The following is a 16,632-nucleotide window of genomic DNA, read 5'->3' as shown; positions in this document are numbered from 1 at the left end:
GGTCAGTTCCCTTCCACACGCATGACGGAGGTGACCTCGTTGACGGCGTCGAGCTGGGCCAGCCCGTCGACCGTCGCGGAGAGCGCGGCATCGGTGGCCGCGTGGGTGACGATGATCAGCATGGCGCGCGGGGCGCCCTCCTCGTCGGTGACGACCTGCTGGCGCACGGTCTCGATCGAGACGTCGTGCTCGGCGAACTTCGTGGCGACGGCCGCGAGTACACCGGAGCGGTCCTCGACGTCGAGGCTGACGTGGTAGCGGGTGATCGCCTCGCCCATCGACAGCACGGGCAGGTTGGCGTAGCTGCTCGCGCCCGGCCCGCGGCCCCCGGTGACCCGGGTGCGGGCGACGGCGACGATGTCCCCGAGGACGGCGCTGGCGGTCGGGTCCCCACCGGCGCCCTGCCCGTAGAACATCAGGTCGCCGGCGGCCTCGGCCTCGACGAAGACGGCGTTGTAGGCCTCGCGCACCGACGCCAGCGGGTGGGTCAGCGGGATCATCGCCGGGTGCACGCGGGCGGAGATGCCCGTGCCGTGGGGCGTCTCGACCTTCTCGCAGATCGCGAGGAGCTTGACGGTGCACCCCATGTCCTGCGCGGCCTGGATGTCGCGGGCGCCGACGCCGGTGATGCCCTCGCGGTGCACGTCCTCGGTGCTCACGCGCGAGTGGAACGCGAGCGAGGAGAGGATCGCGGCCTTGGCCGCGGCGTCGAAGCCCTCGACGTCGGCGGTCGGGTCGGCCTCGGCGTACCCGAGGGCCTGGGCGCGCTCGACGGTCTCGAAGAGCCCGGCCCCGGTGGTGTCCATCGCGTCGAGGACGAAGTTGGTCGTGCCGTTGACGATGCCGATGATGCGGTTGATGGAGTCGCCCGCGAGGGAGTCGCGGATCGGGCGCAGGATCGGGATCGCGCCGGCGACCGATGCCTCGTAGTACAGGTCGACGCCGTGCTCGCTGGCGGCCGTGTGCAGGCTCGCACCGTCCTTGGCCAGGAGCGCCTTGTTGGCGGTGACGACCGAGGCGCCGTGCTCCATCGCGCTCAGGATCAGCCCGCGGGCCGGCTCGATGCCGCCGATGAGCTCGACGACGATGTCCGCCCGGGTGACCAGCTCCGCCGCGTCGGTGGTGAAGAGGCTCGCGTCGACGCCCAGGTCGGAGCGGTCCCGCCCGGCCCGGCGCACGGCGATGCCCACGATCTCCAGGCGGCGCCCGATGCGCTGCTCGAGGTCGTCGGCCTGCTCGAGCAGCATCCGGGCGACGGAGCCGCCGACGGTGCCACCGCCGAGGAGGGCGACGCGAAGGGGCTGGGACGGGCCTGACTGGTCTGGCCGGGGAACCGCCGTGGTCATCGGACCTCCTGGGACGGGATGGGGGTGTCGTCGACGTCGAGCGCGAGCAGGTCGTCGATCGTCTCGCGACGGACGATGACTCGCGCGGCACCGTCGCGGACGGCGATGACCGGGGGCCGCGGGGTGTGGTTGTACTGGTTGGACAACGACCGGCAGTACGCCCCGGTGCCCGGCACCGCGATGAGGTCGCCGGCAGTGATGTCCTCGGGCAGGTACTCGTCCATGACGACGATGTCGCCGCTCTCGCAGTGTCGCCCGACGACGCGCACCAGGCGCTGCTCCGCCTCCGAGGTGCGCGAGGCGAGAGCGCAGGAGTAGTCCGCGCCGTAGAGGGCGGTGCGCACGTTGTCGCTCATGCCGCCGTCGACGCTGACGTAGGTGCGGGTCAGCTCCGAGGTGACCTCGACGTCCTTGATCGTGCCGATCTCGTAGAGCGTGAAGGCGCTCGGGCCGGCGATCGCGCGGCCCGGCTCGATGGACACCCGCGGTGCGGCCGCCTGCGGGTGGTCCTCGAGGAAGGCCTTCAGCTCGCGCTCGACGAGGCCGCCCATCTGCTCGCCGAGCTGCCGCGGCGTCAGCGGGTCGTGCTCGGAGGTGTAGGCGATGCCGTACCCACCGCCGAGGTCCAGCTCCGCCAGGTGGATGCCGTGCTCGTCGGCGATCTCGGTGTGCAGCTCGATGAGGCGGCGGGCGGCGATCTCGAAGCCGGAGGTGTCGAAGATCTGGCTGCCGATGTGGCTGTGCAGACCGAGCAGGTGCAGCGACTCCCCCTTCGCCACGATCCGGTCGACGGCCTCGCGGGCGAACCCACCGGCGAGGGAGAAGCCGAACTTCTGGTCCTCGTGCGCGGTGGCGATGAACTCGTGGGTGTGCGCCTCGACGCCGACGGTCACGCGGACCATCACCGGCGCGACGACGCCCAGCTCGGCCGCGATCTCGGCGATGCGGTCGATCTCGGCGAAGGAGTCGACGACGATGCGGCCGACCCCCCACTCGAGCGCCTGGCGCAGCTCGGCGCGCGACTTGTTGTTGCCGTGCAGGGCGACGCGCTCGGGCGGGAAGCCGACCCGCTGCGCGACGGCCATCTCGCCACCGGTGCAGGTGTCGAGGTAGAGCCCCTCCTCCATGATCCAGCGGGCGACGGCCGTGCACAGGAAGGCCTTGCCCGCGTAGTAGACGTCGGCACCGCCGAGCGACTCGAAGCCGGCGGAGAAGTCGTCGCGGAAGGCACGCGCGCGCTCGCGGAAGTCGTCCTCGTCCAGGACGTAGGCGGCGGTGCCGAAGTCGCGGGCGATGTCGGTGACCGGCACCCCGGCCACGGTCAGCGCGCCGCTGTCGTCGCGGGCGGTGTTGCGCGCCCACAGCTGCGGCATCAGCGCGGACAGGTCCTCCGGCTCGGGCAGCCAGTTGGGCGTGATGCCGTAGCCGTCGGCGTGCAGGGTGCCGGCCTCGTGGGCCCTCATGTTCGTCGCCATGACCGCCTCACATCCGCTCGGGCGCCGAGACGCCGAGCAGGTCGAGCCCGTTGGCCAGCACCTGGCGGGTGGCGTCGTTGAGCCACAGGCGCGTGCGGTGGGTGTCGGTGATCTCCTCGTCGCGGTGCGGGCGCACGCGACAGGTGTCGTACCACTTGTGGAAGTGGGTGGCCAGCCCCTCGAGGTAGCGGGCGACGCGGTGCGGCTCGCGCAGCTGGGCGGCGTGGGCGACGACCCGCGGGAAGTCACCGAGAGCGGCCAGCAGCGCCGCCTCGGTCGGGTGCGACAGCAGGCTCGGGTCGAAGCCCGCGTCGCGCTCGACGCCGTCCTCGGCGGCCAGGCGCGCGACGTTGAAGGTGCGCGCGTGGGCGTACTGGACGTAGAAGACCGGGTTGTCGTTGGTCTGCTTGCGCAGTTCCTCGCCGTCGAGGTTCAGCGGCGAGTCCGCGGGGTAGCGCCCGAGCGAGTAGCGCACGGCGTCGGTGCCGATCCAGGAGATGAGGTCGCGCAGCTCGATGATGTTGCCGGCGCGCTTGGACAGCTTGGCGCCGCCGAGGTTGACCAGCTGGCCGATGCGGATCTCGATGTTGCGGTCGGGGTCGTCCCCCGCGCAGGCGGCGATGGCCTTCAGGCGGCTGACGTAGCCGTGGTGGTCGGCGCCCAGGAGGTAGATCTTCTCCGGGAAACCGCGGTCCTTCTTGCTCAGGTAGTAGGCAGCGTCGGCGGCGAAGTAGGTCGGCACCCCGTCGGAGCGGACCATGACACGGTCCTTGTCGTCGCCGAAGTCGGTCGTGCGCAGCCACACCGCACCGTCCCGGTCGTCGACGTGCCCCTGCTCGCGCAGTCGCTCGATCGCGGCGTCGACCGCACCGCCCTCGTGGAGGCTCTTCTCCGAGAACCACACGTCGAACTCCACGCCGAAGTCCACCAGCGTGGCCCGGATGTCCCCGAGCTGGGTCTCGTAGCCGATCTGGCGGGCCACGGCGAGCGCCTCGTCGTGCGGCAGGTCGAGCAGGTCGGGACGCAGGCGAAGGGCGGTGGCCGCCAGGTCGTCGACGTACGGGCCGGGGTAGCCACCCTCGGGGGTGGGCTCCCCCTTCGCCCTCGCGAGGACGGAGGCACCGAAGGTGTTCATCTGCGCGCCCGCGTCGTTGATGTAGTACTCGGCGGTGACGTCGGCGCCCGAGGCGACGAGCAGCCGACGCATCGAGTCGCCGAGCGCGGCCCAGCGCGTGTGGCCGATGTGGAGGGGGCCGGTCGGGTTGGCGGAGATGAACTCGACGTTGACCGTGTGCCCGACCATCGCCTCGTTGTGGCCGTAGGCCGTGCCGGCCTCGACGATGGAGCGCGCGAGCGCGGCGGCCGAGGCGGTCTCGAGGGTGATGTTGAGGAAGCCGGGGCCGGCGATCTCGACCGCGGAGACGCCCTCGGCCTCGCGCAGGCGGTCGGCCAGGAGGGTGGCCACGTCGCGCGGCTTCATCCCCGCGGGCTTGGCGAGCTGCAGGGCGATGTTGGTCGTCCAGTCGCCGTGCTTCTTCTGCTTGGGTCGCTCCACGCGGATCTCGGTCGGTATCTCGACGGACAGGTCGCCGGCTTCGACGGTGGCGGAGAGGGCGGCGCGGATCGCTGCAGAGAGCTCTTCGGGGGTCACGGTCGCTCAGTCTAGGTCCGGGGGCGCACGCCCTGTCGCGGCGGATCGATTCTCGGGACAGCGCGCGCTGGTGTTAATCTCATCCGGCATCACCCACTGCCTCCGTAGCTCAGGGGATAGAGCACTGGTTTCCGGTACCAGGGGCCGCAGGTTCGAATCCTGCCGGGGGCGCCCCATGGGTCACACGTTTATCGGGTGACCCGATGAACCCCGGGTTCGCACGAGTTACTTACTCGTGCGAACCCGGGGTTTCTCTTGCTGAGGTCCGCGAGAGACCACGGGATGCGGTTCGGGCGGGGCCGCGGCCCCCCTTCGCGCCCCGCAGGGACTCACAGGGTCCGCGGCACCCGGATCAGGTCACCCACGCTGATGAGGTTGGGGTTGGTGATGGCGGGGTTGGCGTGCACGAGCCGGTGGTAGAGGCTGCCGTTGCCGTAGTGCGTCTGCGCGATGCTCCACAGCGTCTCGCCCGAGCTGACGACGTGCTCCAGGTAGGTGCGGTACCCCGGCACGAGCAACCGACCGAGGATGACCGGCACCACCCGGGTGTCCAGCTCGGCCGCGTCCCGCGCGGAGACGTGGAAGACCTCGACGAACGCGGTGTGCAGGGTGAAGGCGGCGGAGGACACGTCGACCGTGACCTGGAACTGGCCGTGCCCCCCGATCCCGTCGCCGGCCATGAAGTGCCCCGTGACCTCGTCGTGCCCCTCGGTGACGCGGTAGTTGAAGTTCGCCTCGAAGGCTCCCCCGGCGGTGCCGGCGATCATCACGGTGTCCCCGACGATGTCGTGCGGCTGCGGTTGCTGGATCTCGATGCTCATGATTCCCCCCGTAGTGACTGTTCCCCCCACAAAAAGGTACCGCGGTCGACCCCTTCCGGACAGGGGCCGACCGCGGTGCCAGCGCGCGGGTCAGAGGTCGCGGTGGACCTCTGCGCCGCGGACGTCCTCAGGGGCGACGTCGCCGCGCTTGCCCAGGTTGATGATCGCGAGCACGAGCCCACCCCAGATGGTCAGCATCGCGATGATCATCATGATGATTGCCGTCGTGGTCATGCCTTCTCACCTCCATCGACGAGCTCAGCAGCTTCCTCGGGTGCATTCTCGAGGTCGACGTCCCCACGCCACGGGACCAGCGACAGGACGATCGCGATGATCGGCAGGGCGATGGCCATGCCCCAGCCGAAGACGTTGAGCAGCTCGGCCGGGTAGCCGCCGTACGGCTCGGCGATCTTCGCCTGCAGCTCCTGCCACACGATGACGACCAGCAGGACCGGGACGACGACTGCGATGAGCACCGGCCACCAGCCCTTGAGCTTGATCGAGCCGATGCGGTCCATGTGTTCGCGCAGCACCGGCAGCTTCCGGAAGACGAAGGCGATGGCGAGCATCATCACGGCCGCGACGACCACGATGCCGAAGGAGTTGACGAAGGCGTCCATGGTGTCGAGCAGGTACAGCCCCCCGGTGGTCGAGAACATCACGGTGCTCAGGGCCGCCATCGGGACCCCGACGACGAAGGTCGCCGCCCTGCGGGAGATCCCGATCTTGTCGCGGACCGCGCCGATGACGACCTCGACGATGGAGATCATCGAGGTCAGCCCGGCGAGGACGAGCGAGCCGTAGAACAGCACGCCGAGCAGCGCGCCGGCCGGGGCCTCGTTGATGATCGCGGGGAAGGCGACGAAGGCCAGCCCGATACCGCTGGAGACGACCTCGCTGACCGAGCTCCCCGCGGCCTGCGCCATGAAGCCGAGCGCCGCGAAGACACCGATGCCGGCCAGCAGCTCGAAGCCGGAGTTGGAGAAGGCCACGACCGCACCGGAGCCGGTCATGTCGGTCCTGCGGCTGACGTAGCTGGCGTAGGTGATCATGATGCCGAAGCCGACGGACAGGCTGAAGAAGATCTGTCCGACCGCCGAGATCCACACGCCGGTGTCCCCCAGCGCCGCCCAGTCGGGCGTGAAGAACGCGTTGAGGCCCTGGCCGGCACCGTCGAGCGTCAGCGCGAAGACCACGAGGGCGAGGAAGGCCACGACGAGGATCGGGATGAAGATCAGCGCGAGCCGTCCGATACCGGTCTGCACCCCGAGCGCGAGCACCCCGATGATGATGGCCCACATGATGATCATCGTCAGCAGGATGCCGGGGACGAAGTCCAGCGTCGGGCCGGGCGTCTCGGCGGCCTGCAGGTAGGTGCCGAAGAGGTAGGCCTCCGGGTCGTCCCCCCATCCCTTGTTGAAGGAGAGGATCGTGTACTTCACCGCCCACGCGAGGATGGCCGCGTAGTAGATCGCGATGACGATGCAGATGAGCGTCTGCCACCACCCGAGCCACTCGGCGCCGCGGTGCAGCCGCCGCAACGACAGCGGAGCGGACCCGCGGAACTTGTGCCCGATCGAGTAGTCCAGGTAGAGCATCGGGATCCCCGCGAGCAGCAGCGCGACGAGGTACGGGATGACGAAGGCGCCACCACCACCCTCGTACGCCACGTACGGGAATCGCCAGATGTTGCCCAGACCGACGGCGGAGCCGATCGCGGCGAAGATGAAGACCCGGCGCGTCGAGAAGCCTTCTCGTCGCGCGACCGGAGCCTTGGTGGTCGACATGTCGTGTTCCTCCTCCTGTTTCACGTACCTCCAGCATGCCCCCCGCGGAGGACAGAGGGAATGGTGGCACGCGCGTGTTTGTCCCCTGGCGCCCGGTCATCCGCCACAGGGACGCAGCGGCCCTCCGGGCAGTCCGGCCCACCGGGAGATCGCCTGGAGCCCGCCGGGGTCGAGCGTGCAGCCGAGCTCGTCGGCCAGCCGACGCACCAGGACCAGTCGCCGTGGGCGCCGGAAGTAGTCGTCCTTGGTGAAGTCGACGTAGGTCCATCCCGCCGCCTCCACGAGTCGTCGCCGGACGATGTCGTCATCCCCACGCTCGTAGTCACCGAAGTGGTCCGCGCCCTGGTACTCCCCCACGACCTTCGCCTCGCGCCACACGAGGTCCCCCGTCGCCAGCCAGCCGCCGTCGGGGTCGCTGATGTCGACATTCAGCTCGGGCTCGGGCAGCCCGACGCGCACGAAGAGCACGCGTGAGCGCGTCTCCATCGGCGAGCGCCCCCCGACCCGGATCCACTCCAGCGCCTCGCGGGCCCGGCGCACCCCCGGGACGCGACGGCCCAGCAGCGCGCGCAGCGGGTCGGTACCGCCCAGTCGCTTCGCCACGGCGTCACCGATGACGACGAGGTCCTCCAGGCCGACGAAGGGAGCCAGGTCCAGCCAGGTGTCCGCCGGCCCGGTCACCCGAACTCCACGGACGGTCATCACCTCGCGCCGGTCGAGTCCGCGGTGGCCGACCACCCCTCGCCGCCGAATCCGTGCGCCCCTACCCATGACGTGCACGGCATCGTGCTCGCACTCCCGTGGAAGCGGCAGGTTGAGCACCTCGGCCGCGGAGCAGTGCGACAGTGCGAGGTCGCCGGGGCACACCAGACGCAGCGCCCCGAACCGCTCGACGACGGTCTCCGGGGCGTCGTGGCAGCGCACCCCTCGGTACGGATTGGCCAGGGTTCGCAGGCTGCCGCTCGGGACCTCATCTCGCGCCTCGCGCACCGGGAAGGTGCCCTCGTGGAAGGGTTCCGGGAAGTTCAGGGGTCGCGCCACGCCCACCAGCGTGCCCGGGGTGGGCGTCCACCCCGCGAAGTTCTCCACACCCTGGGCCAGGTGGTCACTTCGTGCGACAAAACCCGCTCCATGACGCACCAAGTGACCACCTGTGGGGGTGGAGTCCCCAGATTCTCGGGTCACCCGATAATCGTGGGACTCGCGAGAGACACGCCCGGACGAAGGGGGTCAGCCGCGCTGGGTCGAGTCGGTCACCTCACCGACGAGCTCCTCGATGACGTCCTCGAGGAAGACCACACCGCTGACGCGACCGTCGTCGCCGACGACACGGGCGACGTGGGTGCCGGTGCGCTGCATCGTCCGCAGCACGTCCTCGACCTCGTCGTCCGGGCGGACCGTGGCCATGCGGCGCAGGCGCTTGGTCGGGACGGCCTGGCTGCGCTCCTGCTCGTCGGCGTAGAGCACGTCCTTCAGGTGGAGGTAGCCGGTGAGGTCTCCCCCGACTCCGGCGACCGGGTAGCGCGAGAAGCCGTGCTTGGCCACGAGCCGCTCGATGTCGTCGGGCGTGGCCCCGGGCTCGACGGTGACCAGCGCGTCGGGGACGATGGCCACGTCGACGGCGTCCTTGTCGGAGAACTCCAGCGCCGCACCGACGAGGCCGTACTTGTGCGCCTCGACGAGCCCCTCCTTGTGGGACTCGGCGACGATGTGCTGGACCTCCTCGGCGGTGAAGGCAGCACCCACCTCGTCCTTGGGGTCGATGCCCATCGCCCGGACGAAGGCCTTCGACACCCAGTCCATCCCGAGGATGACCGGCTTGGCGACCTTCATCACCCACATCAGCGGCGGCACGAGCCACATCGCGGAGCGCTCCGGCCCCGCGATGGCGAGGTTCTTGGGGACCATCTCGCCGACGACGACGTGCAGGTAGACCACGATGAGGATGGCCAGCACGAGCGAGGTGGCGTCGGTGAAGGCGTCCGGCACGCCGGCGCTGACCATGACCGGGTGCAGCGCGTGGTGCAGCGCCGCCTCGGAGATCGCGCCCAGGAGCACCGAGCAGATCGTGATCCCCAGCTGGCAGGTCGCGAGCAGGACCCCGGTGTGCTGCATGGCCTCGACGGCCACGGCGGCCCGCTTGTTGCCCTCGTCGGCCAGCGGCTCGAGCTGGCTGCGGCGGGCGGCCATCGCGGCGAACTCCGCGCCGACGAAGAAGGCATTGGCCAGCAGCAGCGCGGCCGTGATGACGACGGTGGTCATGCCGACCCCTCGTCCTCGACCCGCAGGACGAACCGCAGCCGGTCCACCCGGTGGTTGTCCATGTCGGCCACGGTCACCTCCCAGCCGTCGATCCGCACGACGTCCCCGACCTCGGGCACGCGTCCGAGCTCGGCCATGACCCAGCCGCCGACGGTCTCGTACGAGGCCCCGTCGGGCACCGGCGCACCGATCCGGTCGTGCACCTCGTCCGGGCGCCAGAGCCCCGGGACGGTCCAGTTGCCGTCCCCGTGCGAGCGGCCGGTGGTCTGCACGCGGTCGTGCTCGTCGTGGACCTCCCCGACGATCTCCTCGACGAGGTCCTCCAGCGTCACCAGCCCCGCGGTCCCGCCGTACTCGTCGACGACGACACCCATCTGCAGGCCGGCCTCGCGCAGCTGCATCAGCAGCGGGTCCAGGCGCAGCGTCTCCGGCACGAGCACGGCGTCGATCATCAGCGCGGAGACGGGGACGGACTCGCGTCGGTCGTGCGGGACGGCGATGCCCTTCTTGACGTGGACGACACCGTCGATGTCGTCCCAGTCGTCGCCGGCGGTGACGGGGAATCGGGAGTGCCCGGTGCGGCGCGCGAGCGCGACGAGCTCCTCGGCGGTGGCGGTGCGGTCGATGGAGCTGGCGCGGTTGCGCGGGGTCATCACGTCGGCGGCGGTCTGCTCGCCGAAGCCCAACGAGCGCGCGACGAGCCGGCCGGTCCCGTAGTCGAGGGTGCCCGCCTCGACGGAGGTGCGCACGAGGGAGGCGAGCTCGGCGGGGCTGCGCGCGGCGGACAGCTCCTCCTGCGGCTCGACGCCCATGCGGTGGAGCACCCAGTTCGCGGAGCCGTTGAGCACGACGATCGCCGGCTTGAAGATGACGCCGACGACACGCATCGGCACGGCGACGACCTTGGCGGTCCCGAGCGGCGCGGAGACGGCGAGCGTCTTGGGGACCATCTCGCCGAGGATCATCGAGAAGACGGTGGCGATCAGCAGGGCGAGACCGCCGGCACTGCGCGACGCGGCCGCCTCGGACATGCCCAGCGCCTCCAGCCCGGGAGAGATGAGCGACCCGATCGCCGGGTTGGCGATGTAACCCAGGGCCAGCGTGGTGACGGTGATCCCCACCTGGCAGGCGGACAGCAGCGTCGACAGGCGGCGAAGGGAGCCGAGCACCGGTCGCGCCCGGGCGTCACCGGCGTCGACGGCCCGCTGGACGGCCGGACGGTCCAGAGCGACGAGCGAGAACTCGGCGGCCACGAAGAGCGCTGTGCCCAGGGTCAGGACGAGGGCGAGGACGAGGAGACCGATGGTCATGATGTCGGGATTCTACGGTCACCGCGCTCCGTGACGGGACGATGACGACCTTCCGGGCGGACGGGGCGGGACGACCCGGGTCCACCCCCTTCGGAATGTCGCTTGGGGGCACACCTCCCCCAGTGGTTGCATGGGCCGGACACCACAGCGACAGGGGACCCACACACATGACTGTGACCGGCGCACGCGTCGAGGTACGCAACCTCACCAAGAGATTCGGCGACTTCACCGCCGTGGACGACCTGAGCTTCACCGTCGAGCCGGGGCGGATCACCGGCTTCCTCGGCCCCAACGGCGCCGGCAAGACGACCAGCCTGCGGATGCTGCTCGGCCTGATCCACCCCACCTCGGGCTCGGCCACGATCGACGGGCAGGACTACATCCGGCTCGACCGGCCGATGACCCACGTCGGCTCCGCGCTCGAGGCGACCAACTTCCACCCCGGCCGCACCGGCCGCGACCACCTGCGCGTCCTCGCCGCGCCCGCAGGCGTCCCCGACTCCCGGGTCGACGAGCTGCTCGAGCTCACCGGCATCCCCGCGGCCGCCCGCAAGCGCGCCGGCGGCTACAGCATGGGCATGCGCCAGCGCCTCGGCCTGGCGGCCGCCCTGCTCGGCGACCCGCGCCTGCTCGTCCTCGACGAGCCGGCCAACGGCCTCGACCCCGAGGGCATCCGGTGGCTGCGCGGCTTCCTGCGCCACCTCGCGCAGGAAGGACGCACGATCCTCATCTCCAGCCACCTGCTGCAGGAGGTGGAGCAGACCGTCGACGAGGTCATCATCATCAGCAACGGCCGGCTCGTGCGGGAGGGGACGGTCGGTGACCTGCGCGGCGCGGCCAGCTCGCTCGTGCGCACGACCGACGCCGAGACCCTCCTCGGTGCGCTGCGTGTCGCCGACGTCACCGCAGCGCTCGGGCCCGAGGGCGAGGTTCTCGCCGACACCGACGACCTGCGCCTCATCGGCGACGTGGCGCTGCGCGCCGGGGTCCCGGTCCACGAGCTGCGGTCCCAGGCGGCCGACCTCGAGCAGCTCTTCTTCTCCCTCACCGAGGGCACCAACCGCAACCTCGGCTCGTCGGTGGAGGCCTCCGGCGAGCACGCCGAGCCGATGACACCGGTCGCGGCCGCCGGTCAGGAAGGGGACCGCTGATGCCGGGCGCGATCCGAGCCGAGTTCCGCAAGTACTTCACCACCCGGATGTGGTGGGGCATGGCCATCGCCGTCTTCGTCGTCAGCGCGGGCTTCGCGGCGCTCTTCGGCTTCCTGATGACGATGGACCAGACCGGCGCCCCGCCCGGGCAGCAGTTCGGCGGCAGTCCCGAGGAGGTCGCCAAGTCGGTCTACACCGCCGGGCTGGGCGTGGCCTACCTGCTCACCCTGGCCGTCGGCGTCATGCAGATCGGCAGCGAGTACCGGCACAAGACGATCACCTCCACCTTCCTCGCCGTGCCGAAGCGCTCCGTCGTCATGGGTGCGAAGGTCCTCTCCCTGCTGGTCATCGGCGCCATGTACGGCCTCGTCTCGCTCGCCGGCTCGGTGGGCGTGGGCGCCGCCGTGCTCAGTGCCCGCGGCGCCGAGGTCTTCCCCTCCGCGAGCGTGGGCCGCACGCTGGCACTGAGCCTGCTCGTGCTGGGCCTGTGGGCGCTCATCGGCCTGGGCGCCGGGATCCTCATCCCCAACCAGGTCGCGGCACTGCTCATCTCCGTCGGCGTGGCGTGGATCGTCGAGCCGCTGGTCGGCTTCGCGTTCACCTTCTGGGACTGGGGGCAGGACGTGGCCCAGTACCTGCCGTCGGCGGCGACCCAGGCGATGGTCGGCGGCGTCACCGGTGGCCCCACCGGCGAGGCCGCCCAGCTGCAGTGGTGGGCCGGTGCGCTCGTGCTCGCCGGGTACGCCGTGGTGCTCGCCGGCATCGGCTCGTGGCGCACGGTGCGTGCCGACATCAGCTGACCGCTCGTCGTGGCCACGGGCCGTCGGTCGATCGGATCGAGACACATTGTGGCCGCCCGACCGCCCATGGCGTTGCTCACGTTAGGCTTGATCACAGTAGGGGTCCGCGGTGACTTCGGGCCCCGGTTCGCAACTGTGATGAAAGAGGCGTATGCGCCGTGCCTGACCCCCAGGATGGCTCTGTTTCCCTGAACGACTTCGGCCCCAACGAGTGGCTGGTCGACGAGCTGTACGAGCAGTTCAAGCAGGACCGCAACAACGTCGACGAGGCGTGGTGGGAGTTCTTCGAGAACTACGAGCCCGACGAGGGTGGTAGTGGCAACGGGACGACGGCGAAGGGGGCGGCCCCCTCCTCTGAGTCCGAGCCGGCGAAGGACGAGCCCAAGCCTGAGCAGAAGAAGGCCGAGCCGAAGAAGGCGGAGTCCGAGCCGAAGAAGGCGGAGGCCAAGCCCGAGCCGAAGAAGGCCGAGTCCAAGCCCGAGTCGAAGAAGGCCGAGTCCAAGCCGGAGCAGAAGAAGAGCGAGCCGAAGAAGACCGAGGCCAAGAAGGCCGAGGCCGAGGTCAGGACGGCCGAGAAGCCCTCCCCGACGAAGGACGACTCCTCGGACGACAAGGCGGAGGTCCCGGAGGAGGAGCGCTCCCCCCTTCGCGGTGTCGCGGCACGCGTGGTCTCCAACATGGAGGAGTCCATCGAGGTCCCCGTCGCGACGAGCGTGCGCGCGGTCCCGGCGAAGCTGCTCATCGACAACCGCATCGTCATCAACAACCACCTCAAGCGCAGCCGCGGTGGCAAGGTCTCCTTCACCCACATCATCGGCTACGCGATGGTCAAGGCACTCACGCGCATCCCCTCGATGAACGTGCACTACGACACGGACGAGAAGGGCAAGCCGGTCGTCGTGGAGCCGGGCCACATCGGCCTGGGCATCGCCATCGACCTGGAGAAGAGCGACGGCAGCCGCCAGCTGATGGTCCCCTCGATCAAGCGCGCCGACCGGATGAACTTCACCGAGTTCTGGCGTGCGTACGAGGAGGTCGTCAAGAAGGCCCGCGGCGGCAAGCTGACCCTCGACGACTTCTCCGGCACGACCATCTCGCTGACCAACCCCGGCGGCATCGGCACCGTGCACTCCATCCCGCGCCTGATGAAGGGCCAGAGCGCCATCATCGGCGTCGGCGCCCTCGACTACCCCGCCGAGTGGCAGGGCGCGAGCGCCGAGACCATCAACCGCAACGCGGTCTCGAAGCTGCTCACCCTCACCTCCACCTACGACCACCGCGTCATCCAGGGCGCGCAGTCGGGTGAGTTCCTGCGTCTGATGCACGAGTACCTGCTCGGCAAGGACGGCTTCTACGACGACATCTTCGCGAGCCTGCGCATCCCGTACCAGCCGGTGCGCTGGGTGCAGGACATCTCCGCGACGCACGACGACGACATCAACAAGGTCGCCCGCGTGCAGGAGCTGATCCACTCCTACCGGGTCCGCGGCCACCTCATGGCCGACATCGACCCGCTGGAGTACAAGCAGCGCCACCACGACGACCTCGACATCACCAGCCACGGGCTGACGCTGTGGGACCTCGAGCGCCACTTCGCCACCGGCGGCTTCGGCGGCGAGCCCTTCCTCAAGCTGCGCAAGATCCTGGGCATCCTGCGTGACTCGTACTGCCGCACCACCGGCGTCGAGTACATGCACATCCAGGACCCCGGCCAGCGTGCCTGGATGCAGGAGCGCCTCGAGGTCGGCTACAAGAAGGCGACGAGCGACGAGCAGCTGCGCATCCTGCGCCGCCTCAACGCCGCCGAGGCCTTCGAGACCTTCCTGCAGACGAAGTTCGTCGGGCAGAAGCGCTTCTCCCTCGAGGGTGGCGAGTCGGTCATCGCGGTCCTCGACCGGATCATGTCCCGCTCCGCCGCGGAGGGCATCAACGAGGTCTGCATCGGTATGCCCCACCGTGGCCGCCTGAACGTCCTGGCCAACCTCGCCGGCAAGTCCTACGGGCAGATCTTCCGTGAGTTCGAGGGCAAGCTGGACCCGAAGTCCGTGCAGGGCTCCGGTGACGTGAAGTACCACCTCGGCACCGAGGGCGAGTTCACCGGGGAGGACGGCTCGAAGACCAAGGTCTACCTCGCCGCCAACCCGAGCCACCTGGAGGCGGTCAACCCGGTGCTCGAGGGCATCACCCGCGCCAAGCAGGACCGGCTCAACCACGCCGGCGAGGACTTCCCGGTGCTGCCGATCCTCATGCACGGTGACGCGGCCTTCGCCGGCCAGGGTGTCGTCGCGGAGACGCTGCAGCAGAGCCAGCTGCGCGGCTACCGCACCGGTGGCACCATCCACGTGATCGTCAACAACCAGGTCGGCTTCACCACCGCCCCCTCGGCCAGCCGCTCGTCGTGGTACTCCACCGACGTCGCGCGGATGATCCAGGCGCCGATCTTCCACGTCAACGGCGACGACCCGGAGGCCTGCGTGCGGGTCGCCGAGCTCGCCTTCGAGTTCCGGCAGAAGTTCCACAAGGACGTCGTCATCGACGTCGTGTGCTACCGCCGTCGTGGCCACAACGAGGGCGACGACCCCTCGATGACCCAGCCGCTGATGTACAAGCTCATCGAGAACAAGCGCTCGGTGCGCAAGCTGTACACCGAGGCGCTGATCGGTCGCAACGACATCACGCCGGAGGAGGCCGACGACGCGCTGCGCGACTACCAGGCCCAGCTCGAGCGGGTCTTCGCGGAGACCAAGGAGGCGCTGAAGAACACCCCCGACTCCCCCGACGAGCCCGGTGGGTCGGACAACGCGGGCCTGGAGCGTCCGGCCTCGCAGACGACCGACGACACCAAGCGCTCCGCGACGGAGACCGGCGTCGACATGGCCGACCTGAAGCACATCGCCGGCCTGTTCGCCTCGCCGCCGGAGGACTTCACGATCCACAACAAGCTGCAGAAGGCCATGGAGAAGCGGGCCGCCTCGGTCACCGAGGGCGGCATCGACTGGGGCACCGGCGAGATGCTGGCCCTCGGCTCCCTGCTCATGGACGGCACCCCGGTGCGCCTGACCGGCCAGGACACGCGCCGCGGCACCTTCGTGCAGCGGCACGCGGTCCTCATCGACAAGGTGACCGCCGAGGAGTGGACACCGCTGAACTACATCGGCGGCGGCCAGGCCCGCTTCTGGGTCTACGACTCGCTGCTGTCGGAGTTCGCCGCGGTGGGCTTCGAGTACGGCTACTCCGTCGAGCGTCCGGACGCACTCGTGCTGTGGGAGGCGCAGTTCGGCGACTTCGTCAACGGCGCCGCGGTCGTCATCGACGAATTCATCTCCTCCTCGGAGCAGAAGTGGGGCCAGAACTCCTCGGTCGTCCTCCTGCTGCCGCACGGCTACGAGGGCCAGGGGCCGGACCACTCCTCCGCACGCATCGAGCGCTTCCTGCAGATGTGCGCCGAGGAGAACATGACGGTCGCCTTCCCGTCGACGCCGGCGAGCTACTTCCACCTGCTGCGTCGTCAGGCCTACCACCGCCCGCGTCGTCCGCTCGTCGTCTTCACCCCGAAGTCGATGCTGCGGCTGCGTGCGGCGGCGAGCAGCCCGGAGGACTTCACCAGCGGCGGCTTCCGCCCGGTGCTGCCGGACACGAAGGACGCCCCGACGGGCGACCAGGTCACCCGCGTGCTCATCGCCTCCGGCAAGGTCATCTACGACCTCGAGGAGGAGCGCGCCGAGCGCAAGGACGAGCAGACGGCGATCGTGCGCCTCGAGCGCTACTACCCGCTGCCGGGCGAGGAGCTGGCCCGTGAGCTGGCGAAGTACCCGAAGGCCGAGCTCGTCGTCGTGCAGGAGGAGCCGGAGAACATGGGCGGCTGGCCCTTCCTCGCGCTCAACCTGCCGGGCGACCTCGCCGAGCACGGCGAGGAGCGCCCGCTGCGGGTGATCGCCCGCCCGGCGAGCGCCTCCCCCGCGGCCGGCACGGCCAAGAAGCACAAGGTCGAGCAGGGAGAGATCCTGCGCGAGGCCTTCGACCGCTGAC

Annotated in this window: 12 protein-coding genes and 1 tRNA gene; 4 read left to right on the top strand and 9 right to left on the bottom strand. The window is 70.1% G+C overall.

Annotated elements, in window-relative coordinates; translation table 11 throughout:
• Positions 1-2: 2 nt before the first annotated feature.
• From O9K63_RS00615 to argS, 3 genes are read right to left on the bottom strand one after another with little or no spacing between them, the layout of a single operon-like run.
• Positions 3-1,346: a homoserine dehydrogenase gene (locus tag O9K63_RS00615; RefSeq protein ID WP_277239834.1), complete on the bottom strand. Its 1,344-nt coding sequence runs from the start codon at positions 1,344-1,346 to the stop codon at positions 3-5.
• Positions 1,343-2,809 carry a diaminopimelate decarboxylase gene (gene lysA, locus O9K63_RS00610; protein WP_277242347.1) on the bottom strand — a complete coding sequence of 489 codons (1,467 nt, stop codon included), beginning with the start codon at positions 2,807-2,809 and terminating at the stop codon, positions 1,343-1,345. The genes O9K63_RS00615 and lysA overlap by 4 nt, the downstream gene beginning before the upstream one ends.
• A gap of 19 nt (positions 2,810-2,828) precedes the next feature.
• On the bottom strand, positions 2,829-4,472 hold the full coding sequence (gene argS / locus O9K63_RS00605) for an arginine--tRNA ligase (protein ID WP_277239832.1): 1,644 nt from the start codon (positions 4,470-4,472) through the stop codon (positions 2,829-2,831).
• Between the two features lie 98 nt (positions 4,473-4,570).
• Between argS and O9K63_RS00600 the strand changes: the two genes are divergently transcribed.
• Positions 4,571-4,643: transfer RNA gene (locus O9K63_RS00600), tRNA-Arg, on the top strand.
• Between the two features lie 158 nt (positions 4,644-4,801).
• Here O9K63_RS00600 and O9K63_RS00595 read toward each other — a convergent pair.
• From O9K63_RS00595 to O9K63_RS00570, 6 genes are all read right to left on the bottom strand, one after another.
• Complete coding sequence (locus O9K63_RS00595; protein ID WP_277239830.1) at positions 4,802-5,293, bottom strand: Gmad2 immunoglobulin-like domain-containing protein; 492 nt, start codon at positions 5,291-5,293, stop codon at positions 4,802-4,804.
• 90 nt (positions 5,294-5,383) lie between these two features.
• The gene (locus O9K63_RS00590; protein WP_277239828.1) at positions 5,384-5,527 is read right to left on the bottom strand and encodes a methionine/alanine import family NSS transporter small subunit; all 144 of its coding nucleotides are present in this window, start codon (positions 5,525-5,527) and stop codon (positions 5,384-5,386) included.
• The gene (locus O9K63_RS00585) at positions 5,524-7,080 is read right to left on the bottom strand and encodes a sodium-dependent transporter (RefSeq protein ID WP_277239825.1); all 1,557 of its coding nucleotides are present in this window, start codon (positions 7,078-7,080) and stop codon (positions 5,524-5,526) included. The genes O9K63_RS00590 and O9K63_RS00585 overlap by 4 nt, the downstream gene beginning before the upstream one ends.
• 96 nt (positions 7,081-7,176) lie before the next feature.
• Positions 7,177-8,121: a hypothetical protein gene (locus tag O9K63_RS00580; RefSeq protein WP_277239823.1), complete on the bottom strand. Its 945-nt coding sequence runs from the start codon at positions 8,119-8,121 to the stop codon at positions 7,177-7,179.
• Positions 8,122-8,310: 189 nt separating this feature from the next.
• Positions 8,311-9,342, bottom strand: a complete 1,032-nt coding sequence (locus tag O9K63_RS00575) for a hemolysin family protein (protein ID WP_277239821.1) — start codon at positions 9,340-9,342, stop codon at positions 8,311-8,313.
• On the bottom strand, positions 9,339-10,652 hold the full coding sequence (locus O9K63_RS00570; RefSeq protein ID WP_277239819.1) for a hemolysin family protein: 1,314 nt from the start codon (positions 10,650-10,652) through the stop codon (positions 9,339-9,341). The genes O9K63_RS00575 and O9K63_RS00570 overlap by 4 nt, the downstream gene beginning before the upstream one ends.
• A 167-nt stretch (positions 10,653-10,819) precedes the next feature.
• Between O9K63_RS00570 and O9K63_RS00565 the strand changes: the two genes are divergently transcribed.
• The 3 genes from O9K63_RS00565 to O9K63_RS00555 all read left to right on the top strand — a co-directional run bounded on the left by O9K63_RS00565 (position 10,820) and on the right by O9K63_RS00555 (position 16,631).
• Positions 10,820-11,803 (top strand): ABC transporter ATP-binding protein, encoded by a 984-nt coding sequence (locus tag O9K63_RS00565; protein ID WP_277239817.1) that lies wholly within the window; start codon positions 10,820-10,822, stop codon positions 11,801-11,803.
• A complete protein-coding gene (locus tag O9K63_RS00560; RefSeq protein ID WP_277239815.1) occupies positions 11,803-12,603 on the top strand; it encodes an ABC transporter permease in 801 nt (266 codons plus the stop codon). Before O9K63_RS00565 ends, O9K63_RS00560 begins: the two co-directional genes overlap by 1 nt.
• A 158-nt stretch (positions 12,604-12,761) precedes the next feature.
• Complete coding sequence (locus tag O9K63_RS00555; RefSeq protein WP_277239813.1) at positions 12,762-16,631, top strand: multifunctional oxoglutarate decarboxylase/oxoglutarate dehydrogenase thiamine pyrophosphate-binding subunit/dihydrolipoyllysine-residue succinyltransferase subunit; 3,870 nt, start codon at positions 12,762-12,764, stop codon at positions 16,629-16,631.
• Position 16,632 lies beyond the last annotated feature (1 nt).

This window comes from Janibacter cremeus (genome assembly GCF_029395675.1).
GTDB classification, from domain to species: domain Bacteria; phylum Actinomycetota; class Actinomycetes; order Actinomycetales; family Dermatophilaceae; genus Janibacter; species Janibacter cremeus_A.
The sequence above is the reverse complement of the archived record's forward strand: the minus strand, read 5'-3'. Positions and strand labels throughout refer to the sequence as shown.

What these genes read in the sequence shown, in the direction of transcription:
- O9K63_RS00565 (WP_277239817.1), top strand. Translation starts at nt 10,820, where the DNA reads ATGACTGTGACCGGCGCACGCGTCGAGGTACGCAACCTCACCAAGAGA.
- O9K63_RS00590 (WP_277239828.1), bottom strand. Translation starts at nt 5,527, where the DNA reads ATGACCACGACGGCAATCATCATGATGATCATCGCGATGCTGACCATC.
- O9K63_RS00570 (WP_277239819.1), bottom strand. Translation starts at nt 10,652, where the DNA reads ATGACCATCGGTCTCCTCGTCCTCGCCCTCGTCCTGACCCTGGGCACA.
- O9K63_RS00575 (WP_277239821.1), bottom strand. Translation starts at nt 9,342, where the DNA reads ATGACCACCGTCGTCATCACGGCCGCGCTGCTGCTGGCCAATGCCTTC.
- O9K63_RS00585 (WP_277239825.1), bottom strand. Translation starts at nt 7,080, where the DNA reads ATGTCGACCACCAAGGCTCCGGTCGCGCGACGAGAAGGCTTCTCGACG.
- O9K63_RS00615 (WP_277239834.1), bottom strand. Translation starts at nt 1,346, where the DNA reads ATGACCACGGCGGTTCCCCGGCCAGACCAGTCAGGCCCGTCCCAGCCC.
- lysA (WP_277242347.1), bottom strand. Translation starts at nt 2,809, where the DNA reads ATGAGGGCCCACGAGGCCGGCACCCTGCACGCCGACGGCTACGGCATC.
- O9K63_RS00595 (WP_277239830.1), bottom strand. Translation starts at nt 5,293, where the DNA reads ATGAGCATCGAGATCCAGCAACCGCAGCCGCACGACATCGTCGGGGAC.
- O9K63_RS00560 (WP_277239815.1), top strand. Translation starts at nt 11,803, where the DNA reads ATGCCGGGCGCGATCCGAGCCGAGTTCCGCAAGTACTTCACCACCCGG.